This window comes from Actinoplanes sp. NPDC051411 (assembly GCF_040682075.1).
GTDB lineage: Bacteria > Actinomycetota > Actinomycetes > Mycobacteriales > Micromonosporaceae > Actinoplanes.
The window spans coordinates 24,467-37,751 of record NZ_JBFBAD010000095.1; the positions used below are offsets into that span (position 1 = coordinate 24,467).

General features: G+C 72.0%; 10 protein-coding genes. 6 read left to right on the forward strand and 4 right to left on the reverse strand.

Going from position 1 to position 13,285, the window contains the following annotated elements:
• The first annotated feature begins 33 nt into the window (after positions 1 to 33).
• Together AB0M88_RS37805 and AB0M88_RS37810 are read left to right on the forward strand one after the other, a co-directional pair.
• Positions 34 to 2,847 carry a hypothetical protein gene (locus AB0M88_RS37805; protein ID WP_364110644.1) on the forward strand — a complete coding sequence of 938 codons (2,814 nt, stop codon included), beginning with the start codon at positions 34 to 36 and terminating at the stop codon, positions 2,845 to 2,847.
• A 9-nt stretch (positions 2,848 to 2,856) separates the two neighbouring features.
• Complete coding sequence (locus tag AB0M88_RS37810) at positions 2,857 to 5,886, forward strand: BTAD domain-containing putative transcriptional regulator (protein WP_364110645.1); 3,030 nt, start codon at positions 2,857 to 2,859, stop codon at positions 5,884 to 5,886.
• Here the strand turns inward: AB0M88_RS37810 and AB0M88_RS37815 are convergent.
• Complete coding sequence (locus AB0M88_RS37815) at positions 5,870 to 6,616, reverse strand: ABC transporter permease (protein ID WP_364110646.1); 747 nt, start codon at positions 6,614 to 6,616, stop codon at positions 5,870 to 5,872. The two genes, AB0M88_RS37810 and AB0M88_RS37815, sit on opposite strands and share 17 nt — an antisense overlap.
• Positions 6,613 to 7,566, reverse strand: coding sequence for an ATP-binding cassette domain-containing protein (locus AB0M88_RS37820; RefSeq protein WP_364110647.1), 954 nt, complete (start codon positions 7,564 to 7,566; stop codon positions 6,613 to 6,615). Before AB0M88_RS37820 ends, AB0M88_RS37815 begins: the two co-directional genes overlap by 4 nt.
• Before the next feature lie 65 nt (positions 7,567 to 7,631).
• Here AB0M88_RS37820 and AB0M88_RS37825 point away from each other — a divergent pair, with 65 nt between their 5' ends.
• Entirely contained in the window at positions 7,632 to 8,060 is a 429-nt protein-coding gene (locus tag AB0M88_RS37825) for an OsmC family protein (protein WP_364110648.1), read from the forward strand.
• Positions 8,061 to 8,084: 24 nt separating this feature from the next.
• Here AB0M88_RS37825 and AB0M88_RS37830 read toward each other — a convergent pair whose 3' ends face one another.
• Positions 8,085 to 9,023 carry an aldo/keto reductase gene (locus tag AB0M88_RS37830; RefSeq protein WP_364110649.1) on the reverse strand — a complete coding sequence of 313 codons (939 nt, stop codon included), beginning with the start codon at positions 9,021 to 9,023 and terminating at the stop codon, positions 8,085 to 8,087.
• A 19-nt stretch (positions 9,024 to 9,042) separates the two neighbouring features.
• Entirely contained in the window at positions 9,043 to 10,182 is a 1,140-nt protein-coding gene (locus tag AB0M88_RS37835; RefSeq protein ID WP_364110650.1) for a HAMP domain-containing sensor histidine kinase, read from the reverse strand.
• A 99-nt stretch (positions 10,183 to 10,281) separates the two neighbouring features.
• Between AB0M88_RS37835 and AB0M88_RS37840 the strand changes: the two genes are divergently transcribed.
• The 3 genes from AB0M88_RS37840 (at position 10,282) to AB0M88_RS37850 (ending at position 13,204) form a co-directional block, all read left to right on the forward strand.
• A complete protein-coding gene (locus AB0M88_RS37840) occupies positions 10,282 to 10,710 on the forward strand; it encodes a PH domain-containing protein (protein ID WP_364110651.1) in 429 nt (142 codons plus the stop codon).
• 93 nt (positions 10,711 to 10,803) lie between these two features.
• Positions 10,804 to 11,823: a LacI family DNA-binding transcriptional regulator gene (locus tag AB0M88_RS37845; RefSeq protein WP_364110654.1), complete on the forward strand. Its 1,020-nt coding sequence runs from the start codon at positions 10,804 to 10,806 to the stop codon at positions 11,821 to 11,823.
• A 94-nt stretch (positions 11,824 to 11,917) separates the two neighbouring features.
• The gene (locus AB0M88_RS37850) at positions 11,918 to 13,204 is read left to right on the forward strand and encodes an ABC transporter substrate-binding protein (protein WP_364110652.1); all 1,287 of its coding nucleotides are present in this window, start codon (positions 11,918 to 11,920) and stop codon (positions 13,202 to 13,204) included.
• Positions 13,205 to 13,285: the final 81 nt, after the last annotated feature.

Genomic DNA, 13,285 nt, shown 5'->3' on the forward strand with positions numbered 1-13,285 from the left:
GCGGTGGCCGGGGCCCTTTCCTAGATTGCGGGCATGGGGGCGGACGAGCTGTGGCAGCGGCTGGCGCAGGCCAGCCGCACCGGGGAGATTGTGGACTCGCCCGGGGTGATTCCGGCCGAGGCGCTGCGCCGGGCGCTGTTGCGCCCGCCCGAGATGGGGGAGCACCCGACCGGGCAGCTGCATCTGCAGGGGGTGGAGATCGAGGGGGATCTCGACCTGCGGGGGGCCACGCTGGGGATTCAGCTGACGTTGATCGACTGCATTGTCCGGGGTGGTCTCAACCTGCTCGAGGCCTCACTGCCGGGGCTGCAGCTGGATCGGACGGCGGCGGCCTGGATCGATGCCGCCACCTGTGTGATCACGCTGGAGGTGTGGCTCAAGGAGTCGTCGTTTCCGGCCGGCGTGGACTTCACCGACGCGCGGGTGGGCGGGTCGATGCACCTGGACGGGTCGGTGTTCGGGCCGCACGACCGGGACGACGCGATCGCCGCGGTGCCCCGGGGGTGTCCGATCCGGATGCGGCGGCTGACCATCGGCGGCATGCTGAGCGCGCCGCGGATCGACTGCCGGGGGTTGTTCGACCTGGCCAACTCGCGGATCGGGGGTGACCTCGAGCTGGACAGCGCGCGACTGGCGGCGGCGAACCGGTCGGCGGTCGACCCGGTGCCGCACACCGCGCTGAACGGGCCCGATCTGCGCGTCGCCGGTTCGCTGACCGCCGACCGGGGCCACGACCGGGGGCGCCGGTCGATCGTCCACGCGGAGGTGCAGCAGCGGCAGACCGGGTCGCTGCGCACCGCCGACGACCTGCTCGAGGTGCGCGGCCGGATGTATCTGCCGGGCGTGGTGATCGGCGGCGACGTCGACCTGAGCGCGGCCCAGCTCGCCGCGGGAGGCGGGCCGCCCGGCGAGCGGCGGTCGACCGGGCCGAGCGGCGACGCGCAGTTCGATCCGGTGGCGGTGCTGGTGCTCGACCGGGCCGAGGTGCGCGGCAACGTCGAGCTCAACGACAGTTTCCAGGCCCACGGCAGCGTGCGGGCCAGCGGCATCGAGATCGGCGGGGACCTGCGGTTCGACCGGGCCGGCATCGGGATGCCGGCCGACACGATGTACGCCGTGGTCGCCGACGGCGCGGTGGTGCGCGGTCAGATCACCGGCACCGACGCGCACGTGCACGGGGAGATCTGCCTGCAGGACGCCCGGATCCAGCACAACGTGCAGCTGCAGCGGTCGATCGTGCGGGCGCCCGGCGCGAACGCCGTCAACCTCAGCCGGGCCACCATCGGCGGGACGGTCGACTGTGGACGCATGGTGGCCGAGGGGTCGCTGCGGTTGTCCGACATCACGGCCGGGTCGGTGTTCGTCTCCGGGGCGTCGCTGAGCGCGCCCTGCGTCGTCGACCAGATGATCTATCAGGTGGGTGCGCGGGAGATCCCGTTCGATCCGCTGCTCAACCTGATCGGCGCGCAGATCACCGGCACCGTGCGCGGCAACCCGTCCGGGCAGCCGTTCCGGGCCCGCGGGTCGATCGCGCTGCGCGGCGCCCGGGTGTCGCGGTCGGTGCAGTTCATCTCGGCCGAGATCGCCTGCGACGACGGGCCGGCCGTCGACGCGTCGACGCTGACCTGCTCCGACCTGTTCCTGGCCGGGGTCGACACGATCGGCGGGGTGCGGTTCACCGACGCGCGGATCTCCGGCGACGTCGACCTGACCGGAGCCTATCTGCGGTGGGACCCGGAGTCGGTGGCCGATCTCGCGGCGGGCCGGCTGCCGCTGCCGTCGATCGACGGGAGCGCGGCCGAGATCGGCGGGGACGCCTGGTTCGACGGCACCCGGGCCCAGGGGCTGGTCCGGCTGCGCCGGACGACGGTGCGCCGGTCGGTCGGCATGAAGGACGTCGCGTACGGGGTGGTCGCCGTGCACAACGCATCCCGGGCGATCGACGGCGAGGACGCGCCCATGCCGGACGTGGCCGACGGCTCGACGCCGCTGGAGCTCGACCTGGCCATGCTCCAGACCCCCGACCTGGTGGTGGCCCCGGCGCAGCCGATCCGGGGCAACGTGGACCTGTCGCGGGCGGTCATCCTCTCGTTCACCGACAACGGCAACCTGTGGCACGCCGAGCGGCTCGACCTGCTCGGCCTGCAATATCAGGTGCACATCGACCTCGACGCCAAGCCGGGCGAGGAGGACTGGGCGACCCAGATCCGCCGGTTCGAGAGCACCAAGATCCTGCCGCCGCCGTCGGCCCTGCAGACCGACGTGGCGCTGCCGACCGGCCAGCTCTCCCAGCCGTACCTCCAGCTGGCGGCGATCTATCGCGCGACCGGGTACGACTCGATCGCCCGCCGGATCCTGTTCGAGATGCGCAAGCGGGAGTGGGCGCAGCGTACGGCCTCGTCGAGCGGTGTCCGCGGGCTCTGGATGTCGTTCGCGAGCCTGCTCTACCGGATCACCGTCGGGTACGGCTACCGGCTGCAGTTGGCGCTCTACTGGCTGGTCGGGCTCTGGCTGGCCGGGTTCCTGGTGTTCGCCTTCCTCGCCCCGGCGCGGGCGCCCGAACCGGTCGCGATCGTCGAGGACGGCCGCACCCAGGCCTGCGTCGTGCTGCCCGAGGCCGACCCGGTGGCCGACCAGCCCGGCTACTGCGGCACGTTCTCGCCCGCGCTCTACAGCCTCGACCTGCTGATCCCGGTGGTCGACCTGGGCCAGAAGTCGTCCTGGCACTACCGCGACGAGGGGATGCAGCTGTTCAGCGACGTCCTGCAGGTGGCCGGGTGGATCCTGGCGACCGCCGCCGCGACCGCCGCTCTGGGCCTGGTCGGGCGGGCCGACCAGGAGCGTTAGGGTCTCTGCGTGCAGATCACGATGCTCGGCTCGTTCGAGGTTCGCACCGACGACGGTGGCCTCGCCGACGTGCCGGGCGCCCGGCTGCGCGCCCTGGTGATCGCGCTCGCGCTGGAGGCGGGCCGGATGGTGCCGAAGGGGACGCTCGTCGACTGGATCTGGGGTTCGCAGCCCCCGGCCGACGCGTCGAACGCCCTGCAGCGTCTCGTGTCCCGCCTGCGCAAGGCGTTGCCGGCCGGCTCGATCGAGGGGCATCCGGAGGGTTACCGGCTGGCGGTCCCGCCGGACGCGGTCGACGCGGTGCGGTTCGAGCGGCTGGTGGCCCGGGGGCGTTTCGGTGACGCGCTGGCGTTGTGGCGTGGTGCGGCCATGCAGGACGTCGGCCCGCTGGAGAGCGCGGCGTTCGACGCGGCGGTCACCCGGCTCGAGGGCCTGCGGTTGACCGCTCTGGAGGACCGGTTCGACGCCGAGATCAAGCTGGGGCACGGTGCGTCGCTGATCACGGAGCTGACCGATCTGGTGGTGGCGCATCCGCTGCGGGAGAGCCTGGTCGGTTCGCTGATGCGGGCGCTCGCGGCGGCCGGCCGGGAGAACGAGGCGGTCCTGGTGTTCCAGCGCACGCGGGAGGCGCTGGCCGAGGCGCTGGGAGTCGACCCTTCGCCCGATCTGTCGGCCCTGCACGTGGCGCTTCTGCGGGGCTCGATAGGTCGTCGGCAATCCAATCTCCGAGCCGAGCTGACCAGCTATGTCGGTAAAGATGCCGACCAGACGTCAGTGCTGCGGCTGATCGCGCGCCATCGCCTCACCACCCTGACCGGGCCCGGCGGCACGGGCAAAACGCGTCTGGCCACCGAGGCGGGCCGTGCCCTGCTCGACACCACACCGGACGGCGTCTGGCTGGTCGAACTCGCCGCCATCGGGGCCGACGGCGACGTGGCGCAGGCGACGCTGGCCGCGCTCGGCCGCCGCGACGCGCTGCTCGGCGAAGCCCCGAACGCCGACGCGGCCGACCGGGTCGTCGCCACGCTGCGCGACCGCGAGGCGCTGCTGATCCTCGACAACTGCGAGCACGTGATCGAGGCGGCGGCCGCGTTCGCCTACCGGCTGCTCGGGGAGTGCCGGCGGCTGCGGATCCTCGCCACCAGCCGGGAACCACTCGGCATCACCGGCGAGGCGCTGTGGCAGGTCGAGCCGCTGGACGTGCGCTCGGACGCCGTACAGCTGCTGCGCGACCGGGCCGGCGCCGTCCGCAAGGACCTCGGCACCGATCCGCACACCCGGGCCACCATGGAGCGGGTCTGCCGGGCACTCGACGGGATGCCGCTGGCGATCGAGCTGGCCGCGGCCCGGCTGCGCACCATGTCGCTCGACCAGCTCGCCGACCGGCTCGACGACCGGTTCCGCCTGCTCACCGGGGGCAGCCGCACCGCACTGCCCCGCCACCGCACGCTGCGCGCGGTCGTCGACTGGAGCTGGGAGCTGCTCTCCGACGCCGAGCGGACCGTGCTGCGGCGGCTCTCGGTGTTCTCCGGCGGCGCGAGCCTGGAGGCGGCCGAGAAGGTCTGTGCCGGCGATGCCCTCGAACTGCTCACCGCGCTGACCGAGAAGTCGCTGGTGGTCACCGACGGCGGAGGCGCGCCGCGCTACCGGATGCTCGGCACGATCAAGGAGTACGCCGACCGCCGTCTCGCCGAGGCCTGGGAGTCGGACCTGACCCGCCGCGCCCACCTGGACTACTTCACCTCGCTGGCCGAGACCGCGGAACCCCACCTGCGGCGGGCCGAGCAGCTGGAGTGGCTGGCCCGGCTGGAGGCCGAGCACGACAACATCGGCGCCGCGATGCGTGGTGCGCTCGCGGCCGGTGAGGCGGGCGGCGCGATGCGACTGGCCGCGAACGCCGGCTGGTACTGGTGGCTCGGCGGGCACAAGGCCGAGGGCAACGAGCTGATCCTGGCCGCCGCGACCCTGGCCGGCGAGGCCGACGACGAGGACCGGGCGGTGGTGCTCGCCCTGGTCACCCTGTTCGTGACCGCCGGCCACGGCGACCAGTTCCGGGCCGAGGACTGGATCCGCAAGGCCCACGAGCTCGCGCGGCGGGTCCGCGGCGGTCACCCCGCGCTGAGGTTCGTGTTCGCGATGGAACGCATGCTGCGCGGGCCGGCGGAGCTGCCGACCGCGTTCGACCCGCTGCTCACCGACGACGACCCCTGGGTGCGGGCGCTGGCCCGGCTGCAGACCGGCAAGACGCGGGTCATGCTGGGCGACGGCAGCCGCGAGACCGACGCCCAGCTCGAGACGGCACTCGCCGAGTTCCGCGCGCTCGGCGAGCGGTGGGGGATCTCCTTCGCCCTCACCGAGGTGGCCAACCGGGTCGCCACCCGCGGCGAGTTCGACCGGGCGTGCGAGCTCTACGAACAGGCGGTCGCGGTCGTCGTCGAGACCGGCCTGATCGAGGACGTCGTCTCGATGCGCTCCCGGCAGGCCCAGCTCTACTGGCTCAAGGGCGACCGGGAGGCCAGCGCCTCGGCCCTGGCCGAGGCGCAGCGGTACGCCGAACGGGTCGCGTGGCCGAGCGCGCTCGCCGAACTGGCCCTGGTGAAGGTCGACCTCGCCCGCTGGGGCGGCGACCTCGAGGAGGCCCGCCGCCAGCTCGCCCTCGCGACCGTGCTGCTGGGCGAGGACGCCGAGGAGGGCAACGTCGTCGCCACGGTGCAGGACCTGCTCGGCTACCTCGCCCCGTCGGCCGAGGAGGCGAGGGCCCACCGGGTCACGGCCTTGCGGGCCGCCTCCGAGGCGGGCATCGCACCGCAGATCGCCGGGGTGCTGGTGGGAATCGCCGATCTCGCCCTGCGGCGAGAACAATTCGAGCGGGCCGCGCGGCTGCTCGCCGCGAGCGATGCCGTACGCGGCCTGTCCGTCCACGGCCACCCCGACGTCGACCGGATCGCCGAGGCATGCCGGCGCCACCTCGGCTCTGGTTTCACCGAGGTGGCGGTCTCCGACTGGCGCGAGCTGGCCGAGGTCACGCTCGCTTCGTGAACGTGGCGGTCCCCCAGAGGTAGCCGACGATCGCGATGCCGGCGCACCAGGCCAGGGCGGCGATCATGTCACCGGTGTGCGGGGTGCCGGCGAGCAGCCCGCGGAAGGTCTCGATGATCGGCGTGAACGGCTGGTACTCGGCGAACTGCCTGACCCCGGGACCCATCTTGTCGGCCGGGACGATCGCGCTGCTGAAGAACGGCAGCATGATCAGCGGAACGATGCCGAGGCCGGCCGTCTCGGGCGACTTCGCGAACAGGCCCAGCGCGACCGTGAACCAGCCGATCGCGAAGGCGAGCAGCAGGACCAGGCCGGCCACGCCGAGCCAGTCGACGAGACCGGCCGACGGGCGGAAGCCGAGCGCGAACGCCGTCCCGATGATCGCCGCCACCGCGATCACGTTGTTGACCATGCTGGCGATCACCTGGCCGGTCAGCACGGCGCCCCGCGAGACGTCCATGACCTTGAACCGGTTGATGATGCCCTTGGTCATGTCGGAGTTGGCGGCCGTCGCGGTGGCGCTGAGCCCGTAGCAGACGGCCAGCAGGATCATGCCCGGGGTCGCGTAGTCGACGTAGTGCTCGCCGACGCTGAACGCGTCGCCCAGCACGTAGACGAACATCAGCATGAGGATGACCGGGAACAGGATCGCGTTGAAGACCGAGATCGGGTTGCGGATCGTGTGCTTGAAGTTGCGTCGCAGCATGATCGCCGAGTCGTGCATGCTCATTTGTCAGTACCCTTCGCGCTCGTGTGACCGGTCAGTGCGCTCGTGTGACCGGTCAGTGCCAGGAAGACGTCGTCCAGATCCGGGGTGTGCACCGAGAGCTCCTCGGCGTCGAGCTCGTGCTCGGCGAGCCGGTCCAGCAGGGCCCGTAGCGACTTGGTGCTCCCGTCGCTCGCCACCTTCAGCGTCAGCGACTCCTCGTCGCGCGTCGCCCCGGCGAGAGCGGCGGCCGCCGCGTCCAGGTCGCGTACGCCGGCGAACCGCAACCGGACGTGGGCGCCCGGGATCTGGTGCTTCAGCTCGGCCGGGGTGCCCTGGGCGACCAGGCGGCCCTGGTCGAGCACGGCGACCCGGTCGGCGAGCTGATCGGCCTCGTCGAGGTACTGCGTGGTGAGGAACACGGTCACGCCGTCGGCCACCAGCTCGCGGACGATGCCCCACATCGTGCGGCGGCTCCGCGGGTCGAGGCCGGTCGTCGGCTCGTCCAGGAAAATGATCTGCGGGGTGGCGACCAGGGTCATCGCCAGGTCGAGCTTGCGGCGCATCCCGCCGGAATAGGTCGAGGAAGGCTTCCTCGCCGAGCCGGTCAGGTCGAACCTCTCCAGCAGCTCCGGGACGATCCGCCGGCCCACCCGCTGCAGATCGGCCATCAGCTGCAGGTTCTCCTCGCCGGTCAGCAGCTCGTCGACCGCCGCGAACTGACCGGTAACCCCGATCTTCGACCGCACCGCCTTCGCCTCGCGGGCGACATCGTGGCCGGCGACCCGCGCCGTCCCGCCGTCGGCCCTGGTCAGCGTCGTCAGCACGTTGACCGTCGTCGTCTTGCCCGCCCCGTTCGGGCCGAGCAGGGAGAAGATCGTGCCCGCCTCGACGGTCAGGTCGATACCGTCGAGCACCGTTTTGTCGCCGAAGGCCTTTCGCAGGCCGGAAACCTCGATCGCTGTGCCTCTCATGCCGACTACGTTCGAGGCCCGGGCTGTCACGCCTCTGACACGGCCCTGACACGGAAGGATTTCCCATGGCGGCGTTGAGGGTGCAACGGGTCGGCGATCACGATTTCGTCGGCCGGAACGACCGCGGCGCGACGGTCCGGATCGGCCGCGGCGGCCTGCCCGGCTCGTTCTCGCCGGGCGAATTGCTGCAGGTCGCGACCGCCGCCTGCACGGCCGTGACGGTCGAGCAGCTGGTCACCCGGCGGGTCGGCGACGACGCGGAGCTGGTGGCGCTCGCGGAGGCGACCCGCGGCCCGGACGGCCGCGAATACGACCTGATCCGGGTCACCCTGCGCGCCGACCTCTCCTTCCTCGACGACGAGGCCCGGGAGCGGGTGGTCAGCGCGATGCGCAAGGCGGTCGAGCGGGAGTGCAAGGTGAGCCGCACGGTCGAGCGGGGCGCCCGGGTCGACCTGGTCATCGACCCGGCCGAGAACGCCGCCGAGGACCGGTGACGGATGACCAGTGACCGGTGACCGTCAGGCGAACAGGGACGCGGTCTCGGCGAAGAGGGCGTCGGTCAGCGGGAGGGCCAGGGCTTCGCGGACGGCCTGCCACTGGGCGGCGGTGCTCGGCGCGACGATCGGGGCGGTGACGGCGGGGTGCGAGCGGAGCCACGCCAGGGCCAGGCCGGCGGTGCTGACGCCGTGGGCGCGGGCCAGGTCGCGCAGGCGCGCCACGCGGGCGAGGTTCGCCGGCGAGTGCAGGCCGGGATAGAAGAGGTGGCCGGCCAGGGCTATGCGGCTGCCCTCGGGCGGGGCGGCCCGGTCGAGGTAGCGGTCGGAGAGGAGGCCGCCGGCCAGCGGGGAGAAGGCCATGTAGGCCAGGCCGGTGCCGGCGATCAGGGGGAGCAGGTCGTGTTCATCGTCGCGGCTGAGGAGGCTGAAGCCGTTCTGGACGAACTCGGGCCGGGGCAGGTCGAGCCGGTCGGCGGCCGACAGCAGCTCGTCCAGGAGGCGGGCGTCGACGTTGCTGACGCCGTACGCCCGGATCCGCCCACTGTGGAGCGCCTCGGCGAAGGCGGTCAGTGTCTCCTCGACCGGGGTCGACGGGTCGGGGGCGTGGGACAGGTAGAGGTCGACCCGGCCCAGGCGTTCGATGCTCCGGGCAAGCCGGCGGTCGATGTTCGCGGCCGACAGGTCGAGGCCGACCTTGGTCTGCACGAGCACGTCGGGCGCCGGGTGGGTGGCCAGCCAGCGGCCGACGACCCGTTCGCTCTCGCCCCCGGCGTAGCGGTCGGCGGTGTCGACGACGCGGATGCCGAGTGCGTGGGCCTCGGTCAGGCGCGACAGGCCCTCTTCGGCGTCGAGACCCAGGCCGCGGGTGGCCTCGGCGCTGCCGATCCCGCCGATGCCGCCGGCGCCGAAGATGAACTCGGTGATGTCGATTCCGGACCGGCCGAGCGGGAGCGATCGCATCCCGGCAGCGTAACGATCCCTACGGCGTGGCGAAGGTGATGACCATGGCGACGCCGGGGGAGCGGGCCTCGGCGACCGCCCGGCCGCCGTGCGCCTCGGCCAGTTGCCGGACGATCCAGAGGCCGAGCCCGACGCCTTCCGGGCCGCCGGCGGCGAACTGGGAGAACAGGCTGGACCGCAGCGCGTCGGGGATGCCGGGGCCGTGGTCGCGCACCTCCAGGCGGCCTTCGGTGATGCGGACGACGATCGGCGGGCGGCCGTATTTCACCGCGTTGCCGACCAGGTTGACGATGATCTGCTCGAAGCGCGCCGGGTCGACCCAGATCGTCAGGTCGTCGTCGACGTCGGCGGTGACCGGGGCCGAACGGACGTAGGACAGGGCCTCCTCGACCAGCGGGCGGGCCGCCACGACCTGGCGGTCGAGCTTGAGGTGCCCGACGCTGTCGATGCGGTGCAGGTCGAGCAGGTCCTCGGCGAGCCGGGTCATGCGGGCGGTCTGCCGCAGCGCGGAGTCGAGCATCCACACGCTCGGCTCCGGCACCTGGTCGCGCAGTTCCTCGAGCGCCATCTGGATGGTGGTCAGCGGCGCCCGCACGTCGTGGGCCAGGGTGCCGATCATCGCGGCCCGCCACTGCTCGATGCGTTCCAGCCGCTCGCGGTCCTCGCGCAGGTGGCGGGCGTGGCCCTCGATCAGGAAGGCCACGGCGAGGGCGACCGGCATCAGGATGAACGCGCTGCCGACGACCACCGGCGGCTGGTGGGTGAGGACCAGCGGGGTGACGTACGACGCGGCGGCGGGCGGGACGTACGCGGCGAGGATCCAGCGGGGGAAGTGCAGCGCGGCCCAGGCGTAGAGCAGCACGAGGAACGGCCCGGTACCGGTCGCCACTCCGCCGAAACTCCAGGTCGAGAAGCCGAGCACGGCGAAGCCCAGCACACCGAGGAGGGCGGGCGACGACCGCCGCCACCGCACCAGCAGTCCCAGCAGCGCGGTGCCGAAGTCGCAGCCGGCCACGATCAGCAGCCGGTGGCGGTTGCCGGGCTCGTTCAGGATTTCGAGGACGGCCAGGGCTCCGGCCAGCGTGAAGAGGGCCGCAGCCTGCCGTGCGGCGGCTTGCGGCCCGGAACCCAGGATCCGAAAGACGCTTATATCGCCCATCATAATTCGACATGCCGGAAATGCGGGCGAGCTCGCAATCCCGCAACCCGCCTTCTCTCGGCCGGTCCGGTGCGCGAGCCGAGGTCCTAGGGTGGGCCCATGCCGCTCAACTACCGCATCGGACCGGGTCAGACCGCGGCCCTCATCTTGGTGGCGGTGGCCTGTTTCGTCCCCGCTCTCTACTTCCACCCGTCGTCCGCGGTCCGCGTGGTGGTCGTCGTCATCGCGCTCGCCGCGCTGGCTCTGGCGGCGGTCACGCGGTGGATGTACCTGGTGGTCGACGACGAGGGCGTGGCGGTTCGGTACCTGGGTCGCGAGCAGTGGCTGCCGTGGCCCGAGATCAAGCGGGTCGAGGTCGTCTCCGGCGTGCGCGGCTCGGAGACGATCCGCTTCAGCCTCGCCGACGGGACGTCGGTCGACGCGCCGCCGTCGCTGCTGCAACCGTCCCGGCCGATGGGCAAGCCGGCGGCCCGGCGCCGGCTGGAGGAGATCCAGCGGCAGATCGAATCCCGGCGGGTGGAGGGTTGAGAGTTGTCGATCCTTTGTCGAAGCTGCGTAACATAACCGAAATGCGAACTGGCGAGGAGCATGGCTGCGAGGGATGAGAGCGTCGTGCCGACGATGGCGGATGTCGCGCGGCTGGCGGGCGTCTCGGCCAGCACGGTGTCCTACGCCCTGACCGGCGCGCGCCCGATCTCCGCGGCCACCCGCGAGCGCATCCAGCACGCCATGGAGGACCTGGGCTACACGCCCAACGCCTTCGCCCGCGGGCTGAAGAGCAAGCGCAGCCGGCTGATCGCGCTGCTGTTCCCCCGCGACGGCCGTGACCTGGGGCTGAGCACGTTCGAATACATCCTCGGGGCGTCCGATCACGCCCAGGAGCTCGGCTACCACCTGCTGCTGTGGACGACCGAGGCCGAGGCCCTGGACGAGCTCGGCCGGCTCGCCGGGCAGGGCCTGGTCGACGGCGCGCTGCTGATGGAGGTGCGGCTGCGCGACCGGCGCCTGGACGTGCTCCGCAAGGCCGGGCTGCCGTTCGCCATGATCGGCCGGACGGCCGATCCGGCGACGGTCGACTTCGCCGACACCGACTTCGACCAGTGCGCCCGGGTGGCGGTCGACCACCTGGTCGCCCTCGGCCACCGGCGACTGGGCTTCGTCAACCTCGACGCGTCGGCCCTCGAGGCCGGGCGCGGCAACGCGATCCGGCTGCGCGACGGGGTGCTGCGCGCGGCCGCCGGCGCGCGGGCCCGGATCACGGCGCTCACCTGCGAGAGCTCGATCGAGGGCGGCCGGCGCGCCCTGGCCGAACTGCTCGCCCGCGACGCGGCCGCGACGGCCGTGATCGCGTTCAACGAGCAGGCCGTACCCGGGATCATGGGCGAGGCCGGCGACCGCGGCCTGCGCATCCCGGCCGATTTCTCGATCCTGTCGATCGACATGCCGGCCCAGGCGGCCCTGATGACCACGCCGGCCATGACGACGGTCGGGCCGACGGCGGCGGCGATGGGCCGGGCCGCCGCGGCCATGTTGATCGAACGGGTCGAGGGCGGGACGACCGGTGTGTCCCAGATGCTCTTCGACGGCGAGCTCGCTCTGCGGGAGAGCACCGGCCCCGCCGCAGATCACGACACAGCGTAGATCGCTTGTGACCGTTGACACACGCTGAACGGCCGACTTAACGTGCTCGAAATAGTCGAATCGAATCGATGCTTTTGCCAGCGGAGGGATCGACATGCGCAAGAAGGGGATCGCTCCAGCGGTTTGCCTGCTCAGCACGGTCGCTGTTCTCGCGGCGTGCGGCGGCAGCGGCGGCAGTGGTGACGACGCCGCCAAGCAAGGAGCCAGCGCCCGGGGCCCGATCACGTTCGTGACCGGCAAGGACAACAGCGGCATCATGCCGTACATCGCCGATCAGTGGAACAAGGCCCACCCGAACGAGAAAGTCACCATCAAGCAGCAGAGTGATCAGGCCGACCAGCAGCTGTCGGACCTGCAGCAGCACTTCCAGGCCAAGGACCCGGGCTACGACGTGGTCACGGTCGACGTCGTGTGGAGCGCCGAGTTCGCCGCCAAGGGCTGGATCATCCCGCTCGAGGGTCAGTACGCGCTGGACACCAGCTCGCTGCTCCCGGCGACGGTCAAGGCGGCCACCTACAACGGCAAGCTGTTCGCCGCTCCGTACGCGTCCGACGGCGGCCTGCTCTACTACCGCACCGACCTGACCAAGACGCCCCCGAAGACCTGGGACGAACTGATCCAGCAGTGCCAGGGCAAGACCACGCCGAGCACCATCACCGGCCCGAAGCCGGCCTGCTACGCGGGCCAGTTCGCCAAGTACGAGGGCCTCACCGTGAACGCGGCCGAGGCGATCAACGGGGCCGGCGGCACGATCGTCGGGCCGGACGGCACCACCCCGACGGTCGACTCGGCCCAGGCCGCGACCGGCCTCGACTTCCTGGTCAACGGGTTCAAGCAGGGCTACATCCCGAAGGAGGCCCTCGGCTTCCAGGAGACCCAGAGCCTGAACGCGTTCCAGGCCGGCCAGCTCATGTTCATGCGTAACTGGCCGTACGCGGACGCCATCCTCGCCGGCAAGGACTCGAAGGTGGCGAGCAAGTTCGCGATCGCCCCGCTGCCCGGCCCGTCCGGTCACGGCGCGTCCAGCCTCGGCGGCCACAGCCTGGGCATCAGCGCCTACTCGAAGTACAAGGCGACCGACCTCGACTTCCTGAAGTTCATCGAGTCGGACGACATCCAGCGCAACGACCTCAACCAGGGCACCCTGGCGCCGGTCGTGACCGCGTTGTACAGCGACCCGGCGCTGGTCAAGAAGTTCCCGTACCTGCCGACCCTGCTCGCGAGCATCCAGACCGCGGTCCCGCGTCCCGTCACGCCGTACTACCCCGGCGTGACCGAGGCGATCGAGACCAACGCCTACGCCGCCCTGCAGGGCCAGAAGAGCACCAAACAAGCGCTGACCGACATGCAAGCGGCAATCAAGTCGGCGACCGCCGGCTGATCGAGCCGGCTCTTGAGATCCGGGCCGCCGCCCGCCCGATGCGGGGGCCCGTGGGGGGGGCGGCGGTCGGCGGGTTTTACG

Bases quoted from the DNA above. Each gene is read 5' to 3' on its own strand.
- AB0M88_RS37805 (WP_364110644.1), top strand. From the start codon at position 34: ATGGGGGCGGACGAGCTGTGGCAGCGGCTGGCGCAGGCCAGCCGCACC.
- AB0M88_RS37815 (WP_364110646.1), bottom strand. From the start codon at position 6,616: ATGAGCATGCACGACTCGGCGATCATGCTGCGACGCAACTTCAAGCAC.
- AB0M88_RS37820 (WP_364110647.1), bottom strand. From the start codon at position 7,566: ATGAGAGGCACAGCGATCGAGGTTTCCGGCCTGCGAAAGGCCTTCGGC.
- AB0M88_RS37825 (WP_364110648.1), top strand. From the start codon at position 7,632: ATGGCGGCGTTGAGGGTGCAACGGGTCGGCGATCACGATTTCGTCGGC.
- AB0M88_RS37830 (WP_364110649.1), bottom strand. From the start codon at position 9,023: ATGCGATCGCTCCCGCTCGGCCGGTCCGGAATCGACATCACCGAGTTC.
- AB0M88_RS37835 (WP_364110650.1), bottom strand. From the start codon at position 10,182: ATGGGCGATATAAGCGTCTTTCGGATCCTGGGTTCCGGGCCGCAAGCC.
- AB0M88_RS37840 (WP_364110651.1), top strand. From the start codon at position 10,282: ATGCCGCTCAACTACCGCATCGGACCGGGTCAGACCGCGGCCCTCATC.
- AB0M88_RS37845 (WP_364110654.1), top strand. From the start codon at position 10,804: ATGGCGGATGTCGCGCGGCTGGCGGGCGTCTCGGCCAGCACGGTGTCC.
- AB0M88_RS37850 (WP_364110652.1), top strand. From the start codon at position 11,918: ATGCGCAAGAAGGGGATCGCTCCAGCGGTTTGCCTGCTCAGCACGGTC.